We start from the raw sequence: 23,609 nt of genomic DNA on the forward strand, positions 1-23,609 counted from the left end.
ATTACTTGCAGTAGCTATCAACTCACCATCGGGGCTAAATTCTGCACTGTTGACCACACCCTGATGCCCTGATAGAGTTGTCATCAGAGTGCCGTCTAGTTTCCACAGTTTCACTGTTTTGTCATTACTTGCAGTAGCTATTAACTCACCATCGGGGCTAAATTCCGCACTGTTGCCTGAAGACGAGTTTGACTCTAAGGAAGGCGACCACACTTTCCCATTTACTAAGGGTATCTTGCTGTATCCCTTAATTGGCTTCTTCCCTATGTTCTTACTACTAGAAGATGGAATCATATAGGATGATGGAATCAAGTGGTTATACTCCCGCCAGTCTGTCATTTCATGCAATATTCCTGCTATTTGAAAAGGGATGTCAGGCTTAAGCTGACCATCATCTTGCCGTTTCTTTAATTCTTTCGCAAGTTCAATAATATCTAACTGTGTCTCTAAACTTTTATCAAAACGGGATTCTAAAGTGGCTATTTCAGCTCTCATGTTAGCATTTTCCTCACTTTCAACAGCCTTACGCCTCTGAAACTCAGCCAACATCCCCGCCCCAGAAACCAAAACCAAACCAACCGTCAACCCCAAAACAGTTAACTGCCTCCGGCGCTGTCGTTGTGTCTGTTCCCGATCGCGCAACTCCAAACTCCGCTCAATAAACTTCAGCTGCTCCCGACTCAACTCCGACAACCTTTCCTCATGCCATTTCTCCGCCTCCACCAAAAGCAACCCCCGCAACAACGCCCCATTATCCTTATCCTTCTCCACCCATTCCGCCAACCTACCCTTCAACTTTTCCTGCCAAACCCGAAACTCCCGACTCACCGACATCCAACTCCACAACATTCCCCATTCTCTAATCAACGCCTCATGGATAACCTCCACCGTTTCCTCACCAGTTTCATCCCGCCCCGTCACCACCAACCGAGCATCAGCTAACCGCCTCACCAGATCCTAATTATCCACTCCCACCTCAGCACGAGTCGCCACCTTCCGAGTATCCTCAGTTCCCATCCCTGGTTGCACCAACTGAATAAACACCCGTTCCGCCTTTTCTCTATCTGCCTCACTCAACTTTTCATAAACATCATCCGCATAACTCGCCAACGCCTTCTCAACCCCTCCCACTTCCTCATAACCTTCGTGAGTAAGCTGACCATTACTTTGCTTACCCCACAAAAGCTCCAGAGCAAATTCCAACAAAGGCAAATTACCAGGCGATCGCTCCACATCCTTTAAGATCCGTTCAGTCAACCCCGCCTCCAACCGCACCCCCAACTTTTGAGCAGGCATTTCAATAACCGACTGCAACTCCTGACTATTCATCGGTCCCAAAAAATAAGTTACGCTCCTATTACTCCCCCCTTTCAAAGTCACACTTTTCTTACCCCCCCCTTTCAAAGGGGGGTTGGGGGGGATACTTCCCTGCAAACCTTCCCCAGGGGCGTTAGGAGGGATACCCTGCAAAGCATCCGCCAACGAACGGTGAGACAAAGCATACCCCAAAAAATCAGCCCGCAGAGTAATAACCAAAGTCAACTCCGGCATTTGCCCCAACCCCTGCAACAGCATATCCAAAAATCCCGGACGCACCTCCTCAGACGAGAGAGTATAAAGCTCCTCAAATTGGTCCGCCACCAACAACATCCGAGAACAATTTTGCTTGGCCAAAATACGCCTCAGCACATCCGGCAAATCTATTTCTTGCTTTAGCAACATCTGCGCCTGTAGTTTAATTTCCCCAAGTTGTTGAGTCTCACTCATCTCAGTTTCCAATAGAGGCACCAAGCGAGCAGCCAAATTATAAAACGGGCGATCGCCAGGACGAAAATCTACCATCAACCACCCCTGCTGAGAGCGCAACTGAGGAATTAACCCCGCAAATACCACCGAAGACTTACCACTGCCAGAAGGCCCAATAACCGCCACAAATTGTTGTCGTGCCACTGCTGCCACAAGCTGTTCAGTGAAAGCCTTCCGCCCAAAAAAGTATTCTGCATCAGCTTCTCGAAATGCAAACAAACCTTTGTAGGGACAAGCAGCAATTAACCGCTCCTGCAACTGAGGCCATGCTGCCATCAATATATTAGTGGGAATAATAAACGCCGCCTTAGTATCCAGTCGTTGTTTTTCCGCAGCAACGGCCATCCCCACCACACCCTCTAAAGTTTCGTCCCAAACAGGAGTACCACTAAAACCTTCCTGCAAAGCATAACCAGTGTTGTCAATATCTTCTAGTTGGACCCAACCATTAGCAGTACCACCCCGTAACACCCCATTGGCCCAGACTCCATTTTCCTTACCCTTGGGAAACCCAAAAGCACGAAAATTATGCCCCCAATATTCCTCAGAAGTCATCAACCGGACTGGGGAAGTATTATTAGGAATAGTTATTAATTCCAAAACAGCAATATCTTCTAAATCTTTGTCTGGATTAACAGGCAACCAGAAAATTACTTTAGCTGTCAGAAATTTCCCTGGTGAAACTTGGGGAAAATCTAATTTAACTTCTGTTGTTGGCTTTTTGGCACTATTACCAGTTATGTTTAATGCCAAAGCTACTACATGAGCGCAAGTCAGAATTTGATTTTCAGATACTAAAAAACCCGCTCCTTTTACTTGGTTTGACTGAGAATAAATTCTGACAATAGAGTGGTCAAAATTAAGTATTGTAGTCATTATTTATTATGCCATTTTAGAGTAATTTCATAGTTAACTTCTGCCTCTCCAGAAGCAATAATTGCACCCATTTCAGCACTTAATTTAATCCCAAATTTTACCTCTACTTCATCAGCAGGTTCATTCATACTTCTGACTTTTTTTATAATAGTATTAGCCACAGGTTTAATTTTTTCCATAGCTGCATCAAAGCTTTTATTAGCCTTCCGAGCTACATCATCTGTTATGCCAATACGGTCATCCATTTGTTGGGGAGGCGCATCTACTTCGATAAGAATAGAGTCACCATCTTCTAGAGGAAATTCTACAATTTGCTTCATAATAATTTGTTTAAATTTTTTGTTTAAAATTATCCTAACTTAGGGAATATCATAATTTGTTGTTGCGGTTTAGCGCTCTACATATTTCTCTGGTGCTAAAGCGTAAAAACGAGGCTAATTATAAATATTTTACCTAAGTAGCCAAGTTTAATTAGGGTTTGCGCTCAAAAGTCTTATGGGTGAGGGTAGGAGTCAGGAGACAGGAGACAGGAGGAGTCAGGAATTTAGAGGAGGCACAAGGAAGAATTATCCCTTGATTTTTCGGCTCTTGTCAACCGAAAATCCTAACATGAATGAGCTTTAATCTGTTCCCTATCCCTTTGTTAGATTTACCCTACAATAAATCTATTAAATAACTTTCAACCAGAATAAAATGTAGCATTTTATGACAAAACGGAAATAACAAAAAAGCTACTTCCGTTTATTTTTTATTTCAAAACTTCCCTTACGGGTAATATTTACTGTGATAAGATTTTTCAACACAAAATACTGTTAAACCTTGAGCCATTCATTAGCTTGTGCTAAATGATTATTGTCAAACACTTTAACAGGACAAGGCCAGATAAATCCAAAGATTTTTGTCGCTCCTAGAACCCATTTATTATCAGAGACAACCGCTATTTTTGCCCAAGCTGTTAGGTGTTGAAAACCAACTTTCGTATCATCCCATAAAGCTTTAGCATCAAATCCTAAAAAATCATTGTCTAAATGATAAAGCAAGCGTATTTTACGGTGTTCTTTTAACTTAGCTTCTACAGCAGGAATCAAAACTGACTCGTAATCTTCTCCTGTCACTTGGCCATGAGCAGTAAAGGCAAGAATATTATCCGGTTGATTGGAAGTAATTTCAATCATAATGACCCTCCTAGATTTCAATCTATACCAGATGGGTTTGTAGAGTTTAACCCTACCTTTATTATAGAACTTCACACGCCAGTTCAACAAATAAATTTTAATCAGAGTTGACTTGAGACTAAGACAAACAAGTTAATTAATTTCATAATTTTGTCTAATTTCCTCTAAAATTTGTCTGAAATCATTATAATTAGAAATTATCTACCTAAATTCTAAGTCTAATCATCCCTACATCCGTGTCAACATCCCTCTCATGCTTTTACTAAATTAATTATGTTACTAGAACTTGCTATTGGTGATGCTTACGGCGCAGGTTTTGAATACGCAGATATTGAGTTAATTAAACAACACAATAATCTGTTTAATTATGTGAAGCACCCCCGCCATAAACTTATTCCTGGTTCCTATACAGACGATACTCAAATGAGTATTGCTATTGCTGAAATGATAATTTCTAGGGAACCTTGGACGCGAGAAAATTTAGCTAATAAATTTGTTGAAGCTTTTAAAAGAGATGAAAGAGAAGGATATTCTCGAAAGTTTTATGACTTTTTAAAACAAGTGAAAAATGGGAAACAATTTTTAGCAGAAATAATTGGTACAAGCGACAAAAGTGGCGCTGCAATGCGAGCTGCTCCTATCGGTATTTTTCCGACCATTAAAGAAGTAAAACAAAAAGCAACTATTCAAGCAACTATTACTCATAATACTCCTGACGGAGTTGATGCAGCGATCGCCTCAGCATTAATGAGTCATTATTGTATTTATAACTTAGGAAAAAAAAGCCAATTAGGAAAATTTATTCAAACCCATGTTCCGGGAAAACCTTGGTCAGAACCTTGGGATAAAAAAGTAGGTTCTAAAGGTTGGATGAGTGTTAGAGCTGCTATTACTGCGGTACAAAGAAATGATACAATGAGCAGCTTATTGATGGATTGTATTAATTTTACAGGAGATGTAGATACAGTGGCAACTATAGCTTTAGCTGCCGGTTCCTGTAGTCAAGAAATGGTTCAAGATTTGCCAGAAAATCTCAAACTCTTATTAGAAAATGGTAACTATGGTCGAGATTATTTGATAGTTCTAGCTCAACAACTTATGGCTATGAAAGTTTGAAGTAGAGGCAGGTTTGATAGATAAATTTAGGTGAAAACCAATAATTTATTTTCCTAACCTACTACTACAAAAGTAAATTCTACAACACAAATTCTACAAAACTAAATAATTATAGGAGTTAATTTAGCCCGATACTATGAGTAGGTAACATTTACTAACTAATATACAGTAGAACCTTATCTACTGAGGAGATATCTCCCAATCTCTACAAGAAAATTTTGTAAACGCTTTTACTACTTATGTTCTCTTGGTTATCGGCTAAACATTTGTTAGCAAACTATTAACCCTATATAATTAGTTTTTTATGATTTAGTAGCGACCACCACCACCTCTGCGGTTATAACCTCCACCAGCGGGTCTTCTATCTTCACGAGGCTTTGCCTTGTTAACTTTTATGTCACGACCCATCCACTCAGCACCATCAAGTGCTTCAATAGCAGCAGTTTCTTCTTCCTCTGTACTCATTTCTACAAACCCAAAGCCACGTGGGCGTCCTGTTTCACGGTCAGTTGGTAACTGAACTCGCTTGACAGTACCATAGTCCTTAAAAACTTCAGATAGGTCTTCTTGTGTGACCTCGTAGGATAAGTTACCTACATAAATTGACATAGATTTTCTCCCAAATTTAGAGATGTGTAGAGATTTAGACTTCGGAGAGAAGCTTGCCAATAACGACAGGAAAGTAACCCTCAATATGAACAAACATTACAACCGAATTTATTCTCACCTTATATAATAACACAGTATATACTAAATATTCAGAGACTTTTGTGAAAATATCAAAATATAAAATATAAAATTACGACATGACCAGGGACATTCTCCTCAAACAAAGAAAGTCAAAAGTCAAAAGTCAAAAGTCAAAAGTTATAAGAAAAGGAAGAATCTAAGCAAAGAAATTATTTTAAGAGTATATCAAGTGAAGTCGCAAATACGATAACTTTATAACCTGATTTCATATTAGTTCCAACTTCTGACTTCATTAAAATTCCCGAAATAATGAACAATGGTTTGCTCTGTAAAACTTATAGAAGCATTAACCATTGAACACTAATCGGGATTAACCACTAGAAGTAAGCGACTTAAAACAACAGAAAGTTCGCCTACTAAAGTTAAATGTAAGCTTTAAAGTTGCTTGACCTCAGAAACCAACTTAGCAACCATATCCTTAGCACTACCAAACAGCATCATAGTCTTATCCTTGTAGAACAAATCATTGTCCACACCAGCAAAACCAGTGCTGAGACCGCGCTTAATCACAATAGTATGCTTTGCTCTATCCACGTCTAGAATGGGCATCCCATAAATTGGACTATTCTGGTCTGCACGAGCTGCAGGATTCACCACATCATTAGCCCCAATCACCAAGGCCACATCTGCTTGGTCAAATTGAGGATTAATGTCATCCATATCGTATAACTGAGGATAAGGGACATTTGCTTCTGCTAATAATACGTTCATGTGTCCAGGCATCCGGCCAGCAACTGGGTGAATAGCATACTTTACTTCAACACCCAATCCTTCCAACTGGTCTGACAACTCCCTTACAGAATGTTGAGCTTGAGCAACGGCCATACCATAACCAGGCACAATTACTACAGACCGAGCATAACCCAACATCATTGCACCCTCTTCTGGGTCAATACTATGAACTGTCTTATCAGTTTTGCCACCTGCACCAGCAGCAGCACCGCCACCTTCACCAGTACCAAACGCAGCAAATAGTACATTAGTTAAGGAACGGTTCATACCCTTACACATGATAACTGTGAGGATAATACCAGAAGCACCAACCAATGCACCAGCGATGATTAACATATTGTTCATCACCACAAAACCAGCCGCACTAGCAGCTAATCCAGAGAATGAGTTCAACAAAGAAATCACCACTGGCATATCACCGCCACCAATGGGGATGACGAACATTACACCTAATACCAGAGACACACCTACCAATGCTAAAAACACGGGTAAGTTGAATGGCGTGACGCATAGATAAACACTGCCAACAATAAACCCACCAAATAATAGAGCATTAACAGGTTGCTGTAATGGGAAAGTGATGGGGGAACCACTCATAATTCCCTGTAGTTTTGCAAAAGCAATTACAGAACCTGTAAAAGTTACTCCACCAATTAATACGCCCAATAATGCTGTAATAGTAGTAGGTAGTGGGGGAGACTGAGCAACAGCTAGAAACCGCCAAAATTCACCTACTGCAACCATTGCAGAAGCAGCACCACCCAAACCATTGAATAAACCAACCATTTGAGGCATGGCAGTCATTTCTACTTTGTAGGCAGCGATCGCTCCAATAATTGAACCAATAACGATTCCGATCAGAATCATTTCATAGTTCAAAACTTCTTTTTCGAGTAGGGTTGCTACAATAGCAATCAACATCCCTACTGATGCTAACAAATTACCATTACGAGCTGTAGCTGGAGAACCCAACTTTTTCAGCCCCACGAAAAATAAAGATACCGCTACTAGGTAGCTTAACTGAATTCCGGTTGGTATAAAGTCACTCATTATGCAGCCTCCTTCTTCTTGAACATTTGCAACATCCGGTCTGTTACTAAAAAGCCACCAACTACGTTAATGGTGGCAAAAACGACAGCAATTAAACCTAAAATTACAGTGACATTCCAATCTTTGTCACCAGCAATAATTAGTGCGCCCAAAACTGCAATTCCGGAGATAGCATTTGCTCCAGACATCAGGGGAGTGTGCAGAGTTGGTGGCACTTTGTTAATCACTTCAAATCCGGCAAATGATGCCAAGACGAATACGAATAAAGCTGCAATTAATGTTTCGCTCATAGTCTTTTCACAGTGAATTGTTGACTTTTTGCTTTGAGAGCAGAAGGAAGAAGAAAGAGGGAAGAAGGAAGAAGTTTAATCTTACCTTGTTTCAACATATTCAATAATTCCTCATTTCATTACCTAGTGCTATAGTTGCTGAAGTTGATTTTTCTTCATATTGCTTTTAGCTTTCTTCAAAAATATCAATACCTAATTTACTTAATAAGTTAGATTGATTTGACATTTTAACTATTAGAAATTTTTAAAACTAGCAATACTTTTCAGTGAGGAATTATTTAACTACCAACAGCAACACCCAAAGCATCTTTTACTCTTTGATTACGAATTTCACCAGCATGGGTAACACAAGCACCAGCAATGATGTCATCCTCAAAGTTAAGATTTAGTTCTCCATCTTTAATCATCAACTTGAGCAAAGCCGTAATATTTTTAGCATACAACTCACTAGCATGAACTGGCATAGTTGCTGGTAAATTGACAGGACCGATAATAGTCACGCCATTCCACTTTACATCTTTGCCTGCTTCAGTACATTCACAGTTACCACCTTGTGCGGCTGCCATATCAACTATTACTGCTCCTGGTTTCATTTGGTCTACCATTTCCTTAGTTACTAGCAATGGTGCTTTTTTACCAGGAACTTGAGCAGTCGTAATGACAATATCCGAAGCAGAAACGTGCTGTGTCAGGACTTCACGAGTATGTTGTTTAGCTTGCTCAGAAAGTTCTTTCGCGTAACCGCCCTCAGCAACAGTATTTTCTTGGAGAGTCACATCTACAAATTTTGCTCCCAAGCTTTGCACTTGCTCTTTAACTTCTGGACGAATATCAAATGCTTCTACTATCGCACCTAGACGACGAGCAGTAGCGATCGCCTGTAAACCTGCAACTCCTGCACCCATAACTAATACTTTAGCAGGCTTAATAGTACCTGCTGCTGTAGTTAACATGGGGAAAAACTTAGGTAAAGCAGCAGATGCCAGCAAAACAGCTTTATATCCACCAATATTCGCTTGGGAAGATAAAGCATCCATAACTTGCGCCCTACTGGTACGAGGGATCAGTTCCATACTGAATGCAGTTACTTTACGTTCAGCTAAACGCTTTACAATAGCAGGGTTTCCTAGGGGGTTGAGAAAACTAATAAGAACAGAACCTTCTCGCAATTTATCAACTTCTGATTCCTCTAGTACCCCAATTTTTAGGAGTACCTCAGTTTCACGCCACAAGGTGTCACTATCAGAAATTATCTTTGCTCCAGCTTGTTCGTAAGTTCCATCAAAGAAGAAAGATTTTTCTCCCGCACCTGCTTCTACCTGTATTTCTAGCCCCTGTTTAACTAACTTGGCTATGACATCAGGAACTAAGGCCACACGAGATTCATTGACCAGAGTTTCCTTAGCTACCGCTATTCTCATAGATTCTCCTTGTCTACTAAAGTTTGATTTCCTTACCAGGGAACCGATACGATTTTGCTAACAAATGTTAACAATGCACAGTAATTAGATTACTGAGGGGGCATCTCCCAAAGTGGCAGAAAGATGTTCTGCCACGCTTTTTATAAAAATCCCACGCGCTCCATTTAAGTCACGCTCAAGACGAAAGCCCTACCTAAAATTAATGGGCCTGAGTTAGCTAGCTATCTTATGGTTTTTTACTACTTGCTTCTTATCTAAAATTATTAGGCTGATATTTCGTTGCTCATTGCTATCTTTAACTTATCTTATGAATTCAAGGTGGCCAGAGAAAAATCAAGTGACTTTTAATACCAAAAATTTGTGATTAAATTTGTCATTATCGAACCTATAACAAATTTCCATAAAATTCCTAATAAAAGGGAGTGTTAGAGAGTGAATGCACAAGTAAAGATTAAGACAGGGTATTGGATTAATCTTCAGTATGTTCGGTTAGTTACGGCTCCTAGTTAAGACTTTGGTTCGCGACTCATAAGTATTGTCGCCTAACCTACCTTACTGGACCGATAAAATATTGCAATAGTAGGGGGGGTGTTTGGTGTTCAAATTAATACATCAAGATTCAATCAAATGAACTCGCCCTAATGCACAAAATTAGTTGTGTCAATCCACTACTCCTGGATTTAATATTCATTTTACAAACAGTCTCTTAGGTATGAGATTGTTGCTGATAGATCTCAAGATCAAGATTTTTAATTTGAAGCTTGAATTGAGCTAATACCATGCATGAAAAAAGAATGTTACGAATAATCAGCAATATTAAAAGACTTGATCGTCCATGTCTATTTGACGAAAAAGATAAATTACGAAATAAAAAATGGTATCAAACTTATTGATTCTGACTCGATCCTCCTGACTTCCCCTCCCAGGAGGGGTTAGGGGTGGGTTGACTTTTAAGAAATAGCCTAACTATTTGTAGCAAAGATTTATCAATTTGGTATAAGTACCTCACTAGCTCAACATAATTAAATTTCACTATCTCCAAAGGGACTGGAACATACTGTGAGGAAGATATATTAATGGTTTTTGCTGATTGATATTTTGTTACATAATTAGGGCTTGCTGATTTATTCTCGCGCGTATTCCACAGATAAAGGTTTTAGCATTTTTTTGTCCTTAAAAAGTGCCAGCTTTTCGGTGGAAAGAGCTGCATAAAGCTAATATTTGGGGATGATTATGGCAAAAAAATCGAGGGACAATTTTTATGACTACCTGCTCTATAATTCCCCTAACTCCTGACTCGGTCCTCCTGACTCCTGACTCCTACCCTCAGGGCAAACGCATCTAAATTCTGGAAGCTTCTACCGTTAAGCTTTAGAGAATTAATGAGTATAAATACTTATAAGCCTGACATCCTTGCCCTGTCAGAACTTCAAAATAAGATGCGTTTGCCCTGCTCCTACCCTCACCCATAAGACTTTTGAGCGCAAACCCTAATTATGCTGACTTTGCACCCACCTAGTTAGGCAAAATTAATTACAAATCCTTTAAGTTTTTCTTGCCCTTTGCCTTTCTCTACGAAAAAATTTATCTAAACGTTGGTTGAAGACCCGCGCTCTCCATCTCCCCTAACCTCCCTTTGAAAGCTATCCGCGATTAGGAACTCCTGAAAACCTTGTGGTCTGTGTGGGGACTGTGGGGGGTGCAGGAAGTGAGAATCTTGTCTGTAGTTCTCAAAAAAATGTCTAATTCAATACACTTTTCTCCAGAAAAAGCATCTCAAAGGCTAATACATAATTTGTATATTTTGTCAAGTTTTATGTTAAGTAAAGATGTTGATAAATCATACCTTTGAGATAAATCATACCTTTGAAAGGAGGGGAGGGGAACTCAGAGATGGGAAAAGCAATCAATGTTGCGGTTTTACCAATAGTGTGGTATGGTAGTAATACTATGGCTGCTGGGCTAGCAGTGTCAGCGCCAATACCTCATGGGGGGAGATCCCTAGACCCCGCTGGCAAGTCTTTAGGAGCGTGCCTTTAGACCGGAAAGAGGCTCGACCTCTGAGGCTGGTGCATGGAAGCAGAAAGCCCTAATATCCCGATGCTTAGGAATCCCGCCCTGTATTGTAGAGCAGCCCTGGGTAGATGTCAATTGGTATGAATATTTATAAATTTGTCTGGCGCTGTAGTATAGTAGTCGCTGTTACTATCGCGGAAACTCTCACTCCTCTCAAATTTAGTCCGCGCTGCTTTATTTAACTTCTAACTTCTGACTTCAGCTATAAAATCCCTAGCTGTATTTATAAAATCTTGATAAAGTTTTAGTGAAGAGATTTTAAAGTTAGAGAAAATTTTATGAAACGTATACTTTCTGCTTTGATGGTAAGTAGTTGCTTAATAACAGGGTTCTCGATGGCAACTTTAGCTCAGGGAATGCCAGGATTTACATTATTTGGTGGGCCAGAACAGAAAAATCAGTTAAACTTCCGTTTAGATTCTGGTAAATCTGGGACTTGGGATCGTTATCGACTGCGAATACCAGCAAACAAATTAAATTTAGCAGTTGCCCAGTTATCAATTTTTTATCCTAATTACTATAAAGGTTCATTTGATACTGACGATATAGAAATTCGTGTTGGAGGAGGAAAATCTACAAAACCAGAATCAATACCCATAGATGAAGTAGTATGGGACAAAGAAAATAATTTTATAGAAATTTACCCTACTGAACCTATTCCTGCTGGTAATAAAATTGAGGTAGTTCTCAACAATGTAAGAAACCCTAGATTTGGTGGAATGTTCCACTTTAATGCCAATATCAGGACTCCTGGTGATGTACCTTTACTACGTTATATTGGCACATGGCTTTTGAGTATAGAGTAGAATATTTGAGTTGAGAATAGAGGAGGAATTGACCCAGACTAACTTTATTAAGATATCTATGCTACAATTGCAGATTGTGACTTTAAATTATTATTTAGATTAGTGGTGAAGGAGTAGAGAAAAATGACTCAGCGAACCTTACATGGTACCAGTCGAAAGAGAAGAAGAGTATCTGGTTTTAGAACAAGGATGCGTACAAGAAATGGCCGAGCAGTAATTAGAGCGCGTCGGCAAAAAGGTCGCGATCGTCTGGCAGTTTATTAGAGAGTATTTTCAGAATTTAGACAAGTTTGAATAAATCTCACCATGTTGCCTACAGAAAACAGGCTTCGTCGTAACAAAGACTTTAGTGCTGTATACCAGAAAGGAATTCGCAAAAATAGTTCTGATTTGGCTTTAAGGGCTATGTGTCATCAGCAAAGCCCGAAATTACCTCTAGATAAAGATAACTTGGAACCTCATAGACCTACTCGGATAGGCATTTCTATTAGCAAAAAGGTCAGCAAAGGAGCAGTAGTCCGAAATCGAATCAAACGCCAAATAAGATCGGCTTTGCGTCAAATGTTACCATGTATATCAAGAGGATGGGATCTCATAATCGTGGTAAAACCAACAGCCCAAAAGTGCAATTATGATGAATTTCTGCAACAATTAGAGAAGTTATTGGCACAAGCGGAGGTGTTGCATGGGTATTCGAGAGGAAGCCTTCTATGAGGGTGGTCCCCATATAGGAGATTTAATCTTTAATTTATTAATTGGCCTAACAATTATTGGCCTGCCTCTAACTGTTGCGGCTGTTGTTAGGGCCTTGTGGCTAAGGTATCGGATTACTAATCGCCGAGTTTCAGTCATAGGGGGCTGGATGGGACAAGATCGTACAGATATTGTTTACTCAGAAATTGTCAAAGTGGCCAAAGTCCCCAGAGGATTAGGGGCTTGGGGTGATTTAGCAATTACCCTGAGAAATGGTACTCGCTTAGAACTAAGGGCAATACCAAGATTTAGAGAAATTGAAGCTTACATAAGTGAAAAGATGACGGCCAAAACTCAAACAGCCGATAGTGCTACTAATTAATAATTATTCAACTATCGTTGACCAGATAAGTCTTTCAATTAGCTACTATAATATCAATCTAGACAAAAATGCTGATAAATTATTAGATTTACAAGTAGTTAACTAGATGTTGGAATTAGTAGTAATAAATAATTTCAAATCGTCAAAATTAGAAATATCACCAGCCCCAAGGTAGACATAAAATAATGGATTTTGGTATAGGATTTATTTCCAACAACATAATGCTGCCGATCCTAGACTTTTTCTATGGGATCGTGCCAAGCTATGGTCTAGCAATTGTAGCCTTAACTCTTGTAATTCGTGCAAGTCTCTACCCATTAAATGCTGGGTCAATTCGGAATATGCGTAAGATGAAAGTTACGCAACCTTTGATGAAGAAGAGACAAGAGGAGATTCAAAAACGCTATAAAGATGATCCACAAAAACAGCAGGAAGAAATGGCTAAACTGATGAAAGAGTTTAATCCATTGGCAGGATGTCTGCCACTGCTATTTCAAATGCCCATACTTTTTGCTTTATTTGCAACTCTGCGTGGCTCGCCTTTTACTAATATCAATTATACTGTAGATTTACAAATATTTCCTCAAGAACAGCTAGAACGAATTCAACCACAGGCTTATACAACTTCACCTCAAAATATATATATTAATGATGGTGTTCACTACCCAATTTTGGCTTTGATGCCTAGTGGTAATAAATTAGTTGTTGGAGATCAAACTCAGGTTGAGTTTCAAACAGAACAAGGAAAATCTTTAGCAACTTTGAAAGAGGAATATAATCAATCTGAAATCAAACCATTATGGACTGTTACTAAAGGTTCTGAAAGGGTTCAAATAGATCGAGATGGAAATTTAGTAGCTTTACAATCAGGTGAGGCGACAATTCAAGGTACAATTCCAGGAATTGCAGCAAATAAGGGGTTTCTATTTATTAAAGCCCTTGGTCGTGTCGGTGCCTTTGATGATGATGGGAAAATTCACTGGGACATATTAATTATGGTAGTTGGTTTTGGAGTTAGCATATATGCTAGTCAGACAATATCAGGTCAAGGAGCTGGAGCTAACAATGCTAATCCAAATCAAGACTCTATAAACAAAATTACTCCAATTCTATTTTCAGGAATATTTCTGTTTACTCCCTTACCAGCCGGTGTGCTACTTTATATGCTGATAGCTAACATATTTCAAACTATTCAGGCATATATTTTATCCAAAGAACCATTACCTGAAAATCTTCAGAAATTAGTAGAAGAGTCACAACCAAAAACAACAAAAACAGGAAAGGGAAGAGAAGCACTACCCTTTGAACCAGGACGTTCTAAGAAGAAAGCTTAATGCTAGTAATGAGCGATAGTTATATAGATCGAGATCAAGGACTAGATGAAGGACAGCAATGGCTAGAGAAACTGCTAAACTTAGCAAAAATTCCCGCCAAAGTCATAGCTCAACAACAAGAAGATTCCTATTGGTTGATAATAGATGAAACTAACCTGACACCAGAACAAGTTTCTGTTCTAGTGGGAGTTGATGGTAAGGTAATTGATGCTATTCAATACCTAACCAATACAATTCTGAATATAAGTAATAATGATTCAGAACAACATTTTGCCTACACTGTGGAAATAGCAGGTTATCGAGCTCGTCGCCAAGAAGAATTATTATTAATGGCTGAGTATGCAGCTAAAAAAGTACGTTTGACTGGTCAGGAGTATGAGTTAACATCTCTGTCTTCTACGGAACGTCGTCAAATACATACTATGCTCCAAGACTGTGAAGATCTAGAAACTTACAGTCATGGACAGGAACCAGACCGCCGTTTAGTCGTAAAAATTAGAAACTAACAACAAAGAGGAAAAATTGGGAGAAGATTATGATTTATAGACATTAACATCATTAATTTAAGTACAGCTAATTCAGAATTCTATACCTAAGAATTCTGGATTAGTGGTAAGGAATAAGTGGGGTGAAACAAAATGGAATTAATATATATTCCCAGTCTGTTGAAAAAAACCGATCGGACTGAATCGATCGAGTTTGAAGAGTTTATATTAGACTTGGAAACACTGACTCCAGTTAGGGGTTATTTACAAGTAACTCATCATGGAAATTATCTGGAAGTAAAAGGAAAATCCGAAACAATTATTACCCTCACTTGTGATAGATGTTTAAAACAGTATAACTATAAATTGGTGATTCATCCAAAAGAATTAATTTGGTTAAATGAAGTGACAACTCAAAAAGAGTTATTCCACATAGAGGCGGAAAATTCTGTGGAACATTTAGTAGAAACTTTGTCTCCAGATGGATATTTGAACCCTAGAGAATGGGTATATGAACAGGTTTGTTTAGCAGTTCCTCCCAGAAAGTTATGTGACAATAATTGCCAAGGTATACAATTATCTGATATGAATACCTCATCATCGGTTTTAGATAGTCGATGGGCTGCTTTAGAAGCGATAAAAAGGCAACTGAATAATAGTTGAGAGTTGACTTTGAGAGTAGATTATTAAGAATTAACTCAAAAAGAATTAACTCAAAAAAAGAATGGCAAAATTAACAATTATGAATAGTAATATATTTATCAAGAATTTAATGAATTTTTTGCCTACTTCACTTCGTGATAAAATTTATCGTTTCAAACAAAAAGTGAAAACTATTTATCAGGAACTGAAAATTATTTATGGTAAGCTAACAAGAAAAATTATAGGACGTCCTGCATTTCCAAAATTAGAAAATGGAGTTATCAACCTTCATGTTGGATGTGGTCATATTAATCATCCAAAATTTATTAATATTGATGGATTACCGGCACCTCATATTCACTACATACGCCCAATAGATAGTTTAGCTCCTTTTAAAGATAGCAGCGTAGACTTGATTTATGGTTCTCATTGTCTAGAACATTTTTCCCATCGTAAAAGTTTCTCAAGTCTTAAATAAATGGTTTCGAGTGCTTAAGAAAGGTGGCATTCTGCGTATTTCTGTTCCTGACTTTGATTTTTTAATAGATAAATACAGATCAAGTGGAAATGATATTAATAAGATTATCGGTCCTTTAATGGGTGGAGAAAAGTATAAATTTAACTTTCACATGACAGTATTTAATCAATCAAATTTAGAGTTACTTATCAAAAAAACAGGATTTAAGGAGGTTAGAAAATGGCAGCCAGGATGGTGTGAAATGACTACACTTAATGATACCTTTAATAAAGAAAAGAAGCCTAAATATTGAAGCAATTAAGTAATTGTTTTTATTGTTTAGTCTATCTAAATGACTATTTATATTTGTGATGATTGATGAATTTTCAAGAAGAGTTTGAACTACTACTCCGCTCACGCTACTCAATAATTTATATCCAGACAAGGGAAGAAGAACGAGTAGAAAATGCAATTGCTGAATCAGCAAAAAAACAAGGTAATAGAGCCGTATATCTTTGGGATTTTGTGGAAGGATATCAAAATAATCCTAATGATATAGGTTTTGGAAAAAGAAATCCTCTTCAAGGTTTAGAACTTGTAGAAAAGTTGCCTGAATCAGCTCCGGCAATATTTATATTGCGAGATTTTCAGAGATTTTTGGAAGATATTTCTATTTCTAGGAAGCTCAGGAATTTGGCAAAAAATTTAAAATCTCAACCCAAAAATATAGTTATTTTAGCTCCTCAAATATCTGTTCCAGAAGATTTAACTGAAGTGATTACCATAATAGAATTTCCACTACCAAATAGTCAAGAAATTTCCCAAGAGGTAGAACGTTTGTTAGTGGCAATGGGTCAATCTTTAGAAAAACGTTTATTAGATGAAGTGGTTAGGGCGGCTCAAGGATTATCTATAGAAAGAATTAGAAGAGTTTTGGCTAAGGCGATCGCTACCCACGGAGAGTTACAGCTTAATGATGTCGATTTAATTTTAGAAGAAAAACGCCAAACTATTCGTCAAACTCAAATATTGGACTTCTATCCTGCCCATGAAAATATTTCTGATATTGGGGGTTTGGACAATCTTAAAGATTGGTTATTACGACGGGGAGGGGCATTTTCTGAACGAGCAAGACAATATGGTTTACCTCATCCAAGAGGTTTACTTTTAGTAGGAATACAAGGTACTGGCAAATCTCTTACCGCTAAGGCGATCGCTCATCATTGGCATTTACCTTTATTACGTTTGGATGTGGGCCGTTTGTTTGGAGGTTTGGTGGGAGAGTCGGAGTCTCGTACCCGACAGATGATTTCTATTGCGGAAGCTTTAGCACCTTGCGTTCTCTGGATCGATGAAATTGATAAAGGTTTTGCCGGGTTTAAAAGTCAAGGAGATGCAGGTACTACGAGTCGCGTTTTTGGTACATTTATTACTTGGTTAGCGGAAAAAATATCTCCTGTGTTTGTGGTAGCTACTGCTAATAATATTGAATCTTTACCACCGGAAATATTACGAAAAGGTAGGTTTGATGAAATATTTTTTGTGGGTTTGCCTAGTCAGGAAGAAAGAAAAGCTATTTTTGAAGTACATTTATCTCGGTTACGACCTCATAATATTAGGATTTATGATATAGATAGATTAGCTTATGAAACTCCAGATTTTTCTGGTGCAGAAATAGAACAATCTTTAATAGAAGCTATGCACATTGGGTTTAGTCAAAATCGTGAGTTTACTACTGAGGATATCTTGGAGTCTGCTAGTCAAATTATTCCTTTAGCAAGAACTGCTGAAGAACAAATTAAGTTTTTACAAGATTGGGCAGCAGCAGGTAAAGCACGTCTTGCTTCTAGATATGATGGCTTCAAAGGTAAATTTTAGGGAATAGGGAGTAGGGAGTAGGGAGTAGGGAGTAGAGAAGATGGGTTAGAGAATAGGGAGCAAGTAAAAAATATTTACTCTGTCAGTCATACTATATTAATCTAGAATATGCTGTCAGATGGTAAATTTTATATCAAATTGGTTTAATTAGGTATAAAAAAAATTTTCCTAACAATCTAATTGCCACATATTTCTAATTATATTCTCTCCTGACTCCTGAATGCTGACTTGGTTTTCGTAACAACCTAACTAACTATACCGATACTACCTTATTCGATCTTAATAGCTATAGCACTACAAAAAAAGTGTTAGGAGATTAATAAAATTCAAATTCTTTACAACCAATAGTTTTAACTTGAGCTGTTAATGCAGTTCCTTCGCAGAAGGCTAGCTGAATGCTTAAAGCTATAGTTTTAGATACCCACATTTTTTTATTTAAACCTTTGAAAAAAACTGAAAAGTTATGAATTTGTATGGATTATTCAAATTTTTAGTAGGGTTTATTTTAGCAATATTGTTACTAGCTGGAGCTAGCGCAGCAGCAGTTCTATATTTTGCAGCTAAACTAACAAGAATGCCTGAAAAACCAATATTTAAAAATGAAAAACCTGTAGTCCAAAAAGTCAGTACATCTCCTCAAGCAACCAACAGTACAAATCAATTAGATCCTGGATCTTACAGGGCGATTGTAATTGAACCTATTGGTTTAATTCTTCGCGATACTCCTAGCAGAAATTCTAATCGTATTGGAGGTATTTCTTATCAAGAAGAAGTTATAGTTTTGGAAGAGAGTTCTGATAAGAGATGGCAAAAAGTTCGGGTAGATGATGGGAGCGATCGTATAGGTTGGGTTTCAGGAGGTAATACGGAAAGGTTAGATTAGATTATCAACTTTTTACATCAGTTAAGATTGACCTTATTCCTGTAGATTATAGTAATAAAATATATATAGGATTTATCGGACTTACAAGTTCTTCAAATACTAGCTAAGTTATCGTATTTTTTTTGAGTAAAACTCTAGCAGTTCCCTATGAAGATTCATTGTTCAGCACAGGGAGCATATTGCTCCCCTAGATACTAGATAAGCGAGATACTTATTTCCCTAAAACCTAGAACTTACAGCAGTTTCCGAAGCTATGACGTACAGTTGTTTCTCTTCTCTTCTTTTCTGTTCCCTGTTCCCTGTTCCCTGTTCCCTCAAACCTAAAATTTTGTACCTCATAACAACAGAAAGCGCTGTATATTAACTAAATCAGACTTAAGAATTGATATATATTTCATCTTCTTCAGCAATAGATAGACCTTTTTTTGGGTCGATAACTTTAATAATTCCGTCATTTGTTAAATCTTCAATATATTCTAGCAAATCATTTTTCAACACCTCCGGATCGACTTCTTCTAATTCTAAAATATCCTCATAAGCTTCTTGAATAGACTCAGATCCTATTAAGGAAAATAACATTTTAGCTGCTACATCATCCAACAGAAAATCTTCACCTTCATTTTGAGCATTAACAACAAAAATTCCTCCCTCATCTTCTGCTAGAAAAAAATCATTAGTGAATGATACTTTTTGAGCGAATGAAATGTTCACAACTTACCTCTAATACCAATAAAATTAATTCAAAAAAATACTGCTTTTGCATAGCAAGATATAATATACAATAGTTAAACAATTATTTTCTATTAAGTAATAGTTAAGAATATGAACCTTCGTATAGGTAATGGCTACGACATTCATAAATTAGGGCCAGAAAGACCATTGATTTTGGGAGGAATCAAAATTGAGCATGAAATGGGACTTGTTGGCCATAGTGATGCGGATGTTCTGACCCATGCGATTATGGATGCAATGTTAGGCGCTCTAAGTTTGGGTGATATTGGCCATTATTTCCCTCCGAGCGATCCACAATGGGCTGGTGCTGATAGTATAGAATTATTGAACCGTGTCAATCATTTAGTTAGGGCTGCTTGCTGGCGAATTAGTAATATTGACTCAGTAGTAGTAGCAGAGCGTCCTAAACTCAAACCACATATTGAAAAAATGCGATCGCGTCTTGCTACTGCTTTAGAACTAGAAGCAAATCAAGTTAGTATTAAAGCTACTACTAATGAAAAATTAGGTCCTGTAGGTAGAGAGGAAGGTATTGCTGCTTATGCGGTGGTTTTGCTAGAAAAATATGAGGGTTTATAACTGTTGGCTATGAGAAAGGTGCAATTAAGTTGCTCCAGTAGGGTGCGTTAGGCAGTCCAGGATTTTGTTTTCCTTGCCGTGGTTAATCAATTTGCCGTAACGCACCGCGACCGCTCTTATTAGAAGAAGATGGTGCGTTACGACGGATTACCAAATACCTTTCATAGTCTGAATTTAAGCCGTCTAACACACCCTACAATTTTGCACTAAATTAGCTGTGTCGCTCTAGTAGTGGACTGACACACCTTAAATAGTGCAATAAGTTTTTAGGAAAAGTCTGAATTTATCAGAGATTAAGTCATTTTTCTAATGCACAGTTTTAGCAGAAGAACTCCTCGCCGGATATAGTAAACCTATGGAATTACCACCCAGATGTCCAGCTTGTGGAGGATTAATTAGTCCTGATATGGAGTTATTTGGTGAAGATCATATAAGTTCGTCAGAAGAAACTTTCAAGATAGTAGATAATATTTCCTTTGATCTGATTTTTTTGATCGGTATCTCCAGAGACTACCCATACATTACTAAACCTTTATATAGAGCTAAAAGGTTAAACTTACCCATAGTAGAAATTAATCCTGACTGGCTGGAGTTATTGGGCTTTAAGCGCTTCCAACGCACCTGACCTGACCGTTCTTAGAAACCTACGATAATCTATAAAAATCTATGATTATCTGTTCTATTCCTGCTTCACTCTGGCAACGTCGGCGTTATCCAGTCCACAGGCTGTCACGGGCGAACTGCCCGCCATAGCTAAATTTAATGCTGCATTCAAGTCTCTATCACAGCTAAAATTGCAGTATTCGCATTCAAAAACACGCTCTGACAAGGATAGAGACTGCTTTACCTGACCACAGTTAGAGCAAGTTTTAGAACTAGGAAACCATCTATCCACAATGATTAGCTCAGAACCATATAACTCGCACTTGTACTCTAACTGTCTGCGAAACTCGTAAAAACCCATATCAGCAACAGCTTTAGCCAGCTTGTGATTTGCCATCATTCCTGATACATTTAAGTCTTCTATTACTATTTGGCTGTGATTTTTAGCCAAGTAAGTAGTTAGTTTATGCAATGTATCTTTTCTGATATTAGCTACCTTTGTGTGTAGTCTCGCTATTTTTAGCTGTGCTTTTTTCCAGTTCTTAGAAAACTTAACTTGATGCCGATTCAAGTACTGTAACCGAGAGAGTTTTGTTTCTAACTTTTTGTAAGATTTAGCCCCAACAAAAACTTCACCAGTTGATAACGAAGAAGCGTGATTTCACACCTAAATCTACACCAACTACATCAACTGGTTTCTCAGTAATTTGAGGTTCTGTTTCTATCTTGAAGCTAACGAACCAGCGATCGGCTTTTTTACTTATAGTTACAGACTTAGGAGTAACATTATCTGGCAAGACTTCAAAAGTTTTTATCCATCCAATTCTCGGTAATTTTATATGGTTAAAACCTACTGTGATTGAACCGTCTAAAGTAAAGCTATCATGTCTACCTTTTTTCTTGAATTTAGGTTGACCTGAAATTTTGCTAAAGCAACGCTTCCAAGCAATGGATAAATACCTTAAAGCATATTGAGGTGCTGTTTTAGAAACTTCGTAGTACCAAAAGTTTTGGGGTTTAACCATTGCTACCAGAAGCTTATGTAAGTCAATAGCAGTAGGAAATTTCAGCTTATGATTGGGATTATTGGAGTTGTGATTCAGAATGTTTAATGTCAGCCATAATCCCCAATTCCAGGCGTGACGGGCTACACCAGCGTGTTTAGCTAATAAGGTTTTTTGTTGATTATTTGGATGTAGTTCAGTTTTGAATCCAAGTAGCATAAAACAGATAATCCCAGATTTTTATAGATAAAACCAGATTTTAGCCAACAGTTACAAGCCCTAAAACCCCCTTTTTTGAACCACGCCAAATTATCGAATTTGTAGGGTTTCCGGAGAACGGTTTGTCAATATTTCGCAACCTGTATCTGTCACAAGTGCTGTATTTGAAATGAAATAATCTCCTCGTCCTGTTTCCGTGAACCAGGAATGGAGGTGAAGAGCCATTCCAGCACGCAAAACTAAATCACCAGACCTACGAATTCCTGTGACGGAACTGCCACCTGTCCAGCTTGGAGGAAATCCAATACCGACCAGATACCCGCAGTGATGGCGATGGTAATCTCCGAGTCCAGCCTCTTCAGCAATGCTATGCCAGGCATCATAAACGTGTCCGACCGTGACCCCTGGTTGAATGGCATTGACGATGGCTTGCATTCCTCGAATGGCTAACTCTGCCGCTTCCTCAGCTATGACAGGTGCTGATCCCACATAAACCAGGCGACCCATGGGGGCTTGATACTTTCGATAGGCTGCGCCGATCTCGAGTAATACTGAATCGCCGTTTTCAAAAATATCCCCACGCCAAGTAGTGTGCTCGTCACCCGGCCTGCGTCGAGTAGAGCGAATAAACGGCCCAAATCCGGGATACTCACTACCTGCTAGTATCATGGCTCGATGACATTCCGCAGCCACTTCATAGTCACTGGCACCGGAATGCAACGCCTCAATTGCGGCCAAAGTGCCAGCATCCGCGGCTATCGCTGCACGGCGAGTGTAATTCTGTTCCAAAGGCGACTGAACCATGCGCAATTCGTGTATCAGCGATGAGATGTCTGACCATTCAACACCCGGGAGTCCTTCTGATAGTTTTTCTGCAATATGTGCAGTCAGGAACAAGCTTTTTTTTTCGAGACCTAATCGTGCGCTTCCAAGGCCTTCCTTTTTTATTATTGAGGCAAAAAACTCTCCCGGATCTTCTGTATCAGAATGACCTGCGAATCGAATATTTCGCACCTGCTTTGAAACAGTGGCTCCTTCGATTGCTCGAGCTGCGATTGTGAGATTTCCGTTTAGAGGCACAATCAATACATGGCAAGCGAAGAAACCCCAGTGATCGAGGCCAGTTAAATAATAGATATTTTCGGGGATGGTTACGATCAAACCATCCAGTTGGCGTTCTAGCATATTGGTGCGAACTGCCTTGAGACGCTTGGCAAGCTCTTCTTGTGGAAATGGTTCATGAGTAGTCAAGGGTTATGTCCTCCTTTGGTTTCGACAGCGTTCGCTAGATCCTAGCACATAACAATGAAGTTGAAGCGCACCGACACCTTGACCGTTGTTGGGCTGTTAACAGGCGATGTCGGTTCCAACGAGTAGTTGGGATGACTAACCTACGTTTAGTGTTCCCAACTGCTAACATATGTATTAGCCATATGGCTGTTATGGCTAATCAGATATGACAGTTTGTTGTATGGAGCTAATAGGTTAAACTTACCCATAGTAGAAATTAATCCTGCTGAGACTGTACTTTCAGAAATAGCTGATTACCATATCAGATCTACGCATATGCTTCAGACATTCTCGCTCCTCTCAAATTTAGTCATGGCAGGAACAGCATAG

The 23,609-nt window shown here is 38.6% G+C and carries 24 protein-coding genes and 2 pseudogenes; 15 read left to right on the top strand and 11 right to left on the bottom strand.

Annotated elements, in window-relative coordinates; genetic code table 11:
* The 4 genes and pseudogenes from ACP6PM_RS06795 to ACP6PM_RS06810 form a co-directional block, all read right to left on the bottom strand.
* A partial coding sequence (locus tag ACP6PM_RS06795; protein ID WP_426583153.1) for a WD40 repeat domain-containing protein occupies window positions 1-549 on the bottom strand: 549 nt, incomplete at its 3' end.
* A gap of 213 nt (window positions 550-762) precedes the next feature.
* A pseudogene (locus ACP6PM_RS06800) lies at window positions 763-2,682 on the bottom strand (serine protease); the annotation flags it as partial.
* Window positions 2,682-3,002, bottom strand: a complete 321-nt coding sequence (locus tag ACP6PM_RS06805; protein WP_426583049.1) for a CU044_2847 family protein — start codon at window positions 3,000-3,002, stop codon at window positions 2,682-2,684. The gene ACP6PM_RS06805 and the pseudogene ACP6PM_RS06800, both read right to left, overlap by 1 nt.
* A gap of 492 nt (window positions 3,003-3,494) precedes the next feature.
* Window positions 3,495-3,857, bottom strand: a complete 363-nt coding sequence (locus tag ACP6PM_RS06810; protein ID WP_426583051.1) for a SpoIIAA family protein — start codon at window positions 3,855-3,857, stop codon at window positions 3,495-3,497.
* Between the two features lie 273 nt (window positions 3,858-4,130).
* Between ACP6PM_RS06810 and ACP6PM_RS06815 the strand changes: the two genes are divergently transcribed.
* Window positions 4,131-4,973 (top strand): ADP-ribosylglycohydrolase family protein, encoded by an 843-nt coding sequence (locus ACP6PM_RS06815; RefSeq protein ID WP_426583053.1) that lies wholly within the window; start codon window positions 4,131-4,133, stop codon window positions 4,971-4,973.
* A 309-nt stretch (window positions 4,974-5,282) separates the two neighbouring features.
* Here ACP6PM_RS06815 and ACP6PM_RS06820 read toward each other — a convergent pair whose 3' ends face one another.
* The 4 genes from ACP6PM_RS06820 to ACP6PM_RS06835 form a co-directional block, all read right to left on the bottom strand.
* A complete protein-coding gene (locus ACP6PM_RS06820) occupies window positions 5,283-5,582 on the bottom strand; it encodes an RNA recognition motif domain-containing protein (protein ID WP_426583055.1) in 300 nt (99 codons plus the stop codon).
* 516 nt (window positions 5,583-6,098) lie between these two features.
* Complete coding sequence (locus ACP6PM_RS06825) at window positions 6,099-7,505, bottom strand: NAD(P)(+) transhydrogenase (Re/Si-specific) subunit beta (RefSeq protein ID WP_426583057.1); 1,407 nt, start codon at window positions 7,503-7,505, stop codon at window positions 6,099-6,101.
* Entirely contained in the window at window positions 7,505-7,795 is a 291-nt protein-coding gene (locus ACP6PM_RS06830; RefSeq protein WP_094678584.1) for an NAD(P) transhydrogenase subunit alpha part 2, read from the bottom strand. Before ACP6PM_RS06830 ends, ACP6PM_RS06825 begins: the two co-directional genes overlap by 1 nt.
* Before the next feature lie 278 nt (window positions 7,796-8,073).
* Window positions 8,074-9,216 (bottom strand): Re/Si-specific NAD(P)(+) transhydrogenase subunit alpha, encoded by a 1,143-nt coding sequence (locus ACP6PM_RS06835; protein ID WP_426583059.1) that lies wholly within the window; start codon window positions 9,214-9,216, stop codon window positions 8,074-8,076.
* A gap of 1,893 nt (window positions 9,217-11,109) precedes the next feature.
* On the opposite strand from ACP6PM_RS06835, the gene ACP6PM_RS06840 reads away from it, so the two are divergent.
* The 12 genes from ACP6PM_RS06840 to ACP6PM_RS06895 all read left to right on the top strand — a co-directional run bounded on the left by ACP6PM_RS06840 (window position 11,110) and on the right by ACP6PM_RS06895 (window position 18,852).
* Window positions 11,110-11,256 (top strand): hypothetical protein, encoded by a 147-nt coding sequence (locus ACP6PM_RS06840; RefSeq protein ID WP_426583061.1) that lies wholly within the window; start codon window positions 11,110-11,112, stop codon window positions 11,254-11,256.
* Window positions 11,257-11,570: 314 nt separating this feature from the next.
* The gene (locus tag ACP6PM_RS06845) at window positions 11,571-12,098 is read left to right on the top strand and encodes a DUF2808 domain-containing protein (RefSeq protein ID WP_426583063.1); all 528 of its coding nucleotides are present in this window, start codon (window positions 11,571-11,573) and stop codon (window positions 12,096-12,098) included.
* A 123-nt stretch (window positions 12,099-12,221) separates the two neighbouring features.
* Window positions 12,222-12,362 (top strand): 50S ribosomal protein L34, encoded by a 141-nt coding sequence (gene rpmH, locus ACP6PM_RS06850; RefSeq protein ID WP_293099591.1) that lies wholly within the window; start codon window positions 12,222-12,224, stop codon window positions 12,360-12,362.
* A 42-nt stretch (window positions 12,363-12,404) separates the two neighbouring features.
* Window positions 12,405-12,812 (top strand): ribonuclease P protein component, encoded by a 408-nt coding sequence (rnpA, locus tag ACP6PM_RS06855; RefSeq protein WP_426583065.1) that lies wholly within the window; start codon window positions 12,405-12,407, stop codon window positions 12,810-12,812.
* Window positions 12,784-13,173, top strand: coding sequence for a PH domain-containing protein (locus ACP6PM_RS06860; RefSeq protein WP_426583067.1), 390 nt, complete (start codon window positions 12,784-12,786; stop codon window positions 13,171-13,173). The genes rnpA and ACP6PM_RS06860 overlap by 29 nt, the downstream gene beginning before the upstream one ends.
* A 185-nt stretch (window positions 13,174-13,358) precedes the next feature.
* On the top strand, window positions 13,359-14,507 hold the full coding sequence (gene yidC / locus ACP6PM_RS06865) for a membrane protein insertase YidC (RefSeq protein WP_426583069.1): 1,149 nt from the start codon (window positions 13,359-13,361) through the stop codon (window positions 14,505-14,507).
* Complete coding sequence (locus ACP6PM_RS06870; RefSeq protein WP_426583071.1) at window positions 14,507-15,013, top strand: Jag family protein; 507 nt, start codon at window positions 14,507-14,509, stop codon at window positions 15,011-15,013. The genes yidC and ACP6PM_RS06870 overlap by 1 nt, the downstream gene beginning before the upstream one ends.
* A 132-nt stretch (window positions 15,014-15,145) precedes the next feature.
* Window positions 15,146-15,655, top strand: coding sequence for a YceD family protein (locus ACP6PM_RS06875; RefSeq protein WP_426583073.1), 510 nt, complete (start codon window positions 15,146-15,148; stop codon window positions 15,653-15,655).
* A 61-nt stretch (window positions 15,656-15,716) separates the two neighbouring features.
* Complete coding sequence (locus ACP6PM_RS06880; protein ID WP_426583075.1) at window positions 15,717-16,112, top strand: class I SAM-dependent methyltransferase; 396 nt, start codon at window positions 15,717-15,719, stop codon at window positions 16,110-16,112.
* 10 nt (window positions 16,113-16,122) lie between these two features.
* Window positions 16,123-16,404: a hypothetical protein gene (locus tag ACP6PM_RS06885; protein ID WP_426583077.1), complete on the top strand. Its 282-nt coding sequence runs from the start codon at window positions 16,123-16,125 to the stop codon at window positions 16,402-16,404.
* Window positions 16,405-16,469: 65 nt separating this feature from the next.
* On the top strand, window positions 16,470-17,969 hold the full coding sequence (locus ACP6PM_RS06890; protein ID WP_426583079.1) for an AAA family ATPase: 1,500 nt from the start codon (window positions 16,470-16,472) through the stop codon (window positions 17,967-17,969).
* Between the two features lie 463 nt (window positions 17,970-18,432).
* Window positions 18,433-18,852 carry an SH3 domain-containing protein gene (locus ACP6PM_RS06895; protein ID WP_426583081.1) on the top strand — a complete coding sequence of 140 codons (420 nt, stop codon included), beginning with the start codon at window positions 18,433-18,435 and terminating at the stop codon, window positions 18,850-18,852.
* A gap of 375 nt (window positions 18,853-19,227) precedes the next feature.
* Here ACP6PM_RS06895 and ACP6PM_RS06900 read toward each other — a convergent pair whose 3' ends face one another.
* A complete protein-coding gene (locus ACP6PM_RS06900) occupies window positions 19,228-19,563 on the bottom strand; it encodes a PqqD family protein (RefSeq protein ID WP_426583083.1) in 336 nt (111 codons plus the stop codon).
* A gap of 111 nt (window positions 19,564-19,674) precedes the next feature.
* Here ACP6PM_RS06900 and ispF point away from each other — a divergent pair, with 111 nt between their 5' ends.
* Together ispF and ACP6PM_RS06910 are read left to right on the top strand one after the other, a co-directional pair.
* The gene (ispF, locus tag ACP6PM_RS06905; RefSeq protein WP_426583085.1) at window positions 19,675-20,163 is read left to right on the top strand and encodes a 2-C-methyl-D-erythritol 2,4-cyclodiphosphate synthase; all 489 of its coding nucleotides are present in this window, start codon (window positions 19,675-19,677) and stop codon (window positions 20,161-20,163) included.
* Between the two features lie 355 nt (window positions 20,164-20,518).
* Entirely contained in the window at window positions 20,519-20,788 is a 270-nt protein-coding gene (locus ACP6PM_RS06910) for an SIR2 family NAD-dependent protein deacylase (RefSeq protein ID WP_426583087.1), read from the top strand.
* 54 nt (window positions 20,789-20,842) lie between these two features.
* Here the strand turns inward: ACP6PM_RS06910 and ACP6PM_RS06915 are convergent.
* Together ACP6PM_RS06915 and ACP6PM_RS06920 are read right to left on the bottom strand one after the other, a co-directional pair.
* Window positions 20,843-21,989, bottom strand: a pseudogene (locus tag ACP6PM_RS06915) (RNA-guided endonuclease InsQ/TnpB family protein).
* 90 nt (window positions 21,990-22,079) lie between these two features.
* Window positions 22,080-23,240: a M24 family metallopeptidase gene (locus tag ACP6PM_RS06920; protein ID WP_426583088.1), complete on the bottom strand. Its 1,161-nt coding sequence runs from the start codon at window positions 23,238-23,240 to the stop codon at window positions 22,080-22,082.
* Window positions 23,241-23,609 lie beyond the last annotated feature (369 nt).

It is taken from the genome of Dapis brunnea BLCC-M229 (genome assembly GCF_050015995.1).
Taxonomy (GTDB): Bacteria; Cyanobacteriota; Cyanobacteriia; order Cyanobacteriales; family Microcoleaceae; genus Trichodesmium.

Coding starts and splice junctions, on each gene's coding strand:
- ACP6PM_RS06805 (WP_426583049.1), bottom strand. CDS start 3,002: ATGAAGCAAATTGTAGAATTTCCTCTAGAAGATGGTGACTCTATTCTT.
- ACP6PM_RS06810 (WP_426583051.1), bottom strand. CDS start 3,857: ATGATTGAAATTACTTCCAATCAACCGGATAATATTCTTGCCTTTACT.
- ACP6PM_RS06815 (WP_426583053.1), top strand. CDS start 4,131: ATGTTACTAGAACTTGCTATTGGTGATGCTTACGGCGCAGGTTTTGAA.
- ACP6PM_RS06820 (WP_426583055.1), bottom strand. CDS start 5,582: ATGTCAATTTATGTAGGTAACTTATCCTACGAGGTCACACAAGAAGAC.
- ACP6PM_RS06825 (WP_426583057.1), bottom strand. CDS start 7,505: ATGAGTGACTTTATACCAACCGGAATTCAGTTAAGCTACCTAGTAGCG.
- ACP6PM_RS06830 (WP_094678584.1), bottom strand. CDS start 7,795: ATGAGCGAAACATTAATTGCAGCTTTATTCGTATTCGTCTTGGCATCA.
- ACP6PM_RS06835 (WP_426583059.1), bottom strand. CDS start 9,216: ATGAGAATAGCGGTAGCTAAGGAAACTCTGGTCAATGAATCTCGTGTG.
- ACP6PM_RS06840 (WP_426583061.1), top strand. CDS start 11,110: ATGGGAAAAGCAATCAATGTTGCGGTTTTACCAATAGTGTGGTATGGT.
- ACP6PM_RS06845 (WP_426583063.1), top strand. CDS start 11,571: ATGAAACGTATACTTTCTGCTTTGATGGTAAGTAGTTGCTTAATAACA.
- rpmH (WP_293099591.1), top strand. CDS start 12,222: ATGACTCAGCGAACCTTACATGGTACCAGTCGAAAGAGAAGAAGAGTA.
- rnpA (WP_426583065.1), top strand. CDS start 12,405: ATGTTGCCTACAGAAAACAGGCTTCGTCGTAACAAAGACTTTAGTGCT.
- ACP6PM_RS06860 (WP_426583067.1), top strand. CDS start 12,784: ATGGGTATTCGAGAGGAAGCCTTCTATGAGGGTGGTCCCCATATAGGA.
- yidC (WP_426583069.1), top strand. CDS start 13,359: ATGGATTTTGGTATAGGATTTATTTCCAACAACATAATGCTGCCGATC.
- ACP6PM_RS06870 (WP_426583071.1), top strand. CDS start 14,507: ATGCTAGTAATGAGCGATAGTTATATAGATCGAGATCAAGGACTAGAT.
- ACP6PM_RS06875 (WP_426583073.1), top strand. CDS start 15,146: ATGGAATTAATATATATTCCCAGTCTGTTGAAAAAAACCGATCGGACT.
- ACP6PM_RS06880 (WP_426583075.1), top strand. CDS start 15,717: ATGGCAAAATTAACAATTATGAATAGTAATATATTTATCAAGAATTTA.
- ACP6PM_RS06890 (WP_426583079.1), top strand. CDS start 16,470: ATGAATTTTCAAGAAGAGTTTGAACTACTACTCCGCTCACGCTACTCA.
- ACP6PM_RS06895 (WP_426583081.1), top strand. CDS start 18,433: ATGAATTTGTATGGATTATTCAAATTTTTAGTAGGGTTTATTTTAGCA.
- ispF (WP_426583085.1), top strand. CDS start 19,675: ATGAACCTTCGTATAGGTAATGGCTACGACATTCATAAATTAGGGCCA.
- ACP6PM_RS06910 (WP_426583087.1), top strand. CDS start 20,519: ATGGAATTACCACCCAGATGTCCAGCTTGTGGAGGATTAATTAGTCCT.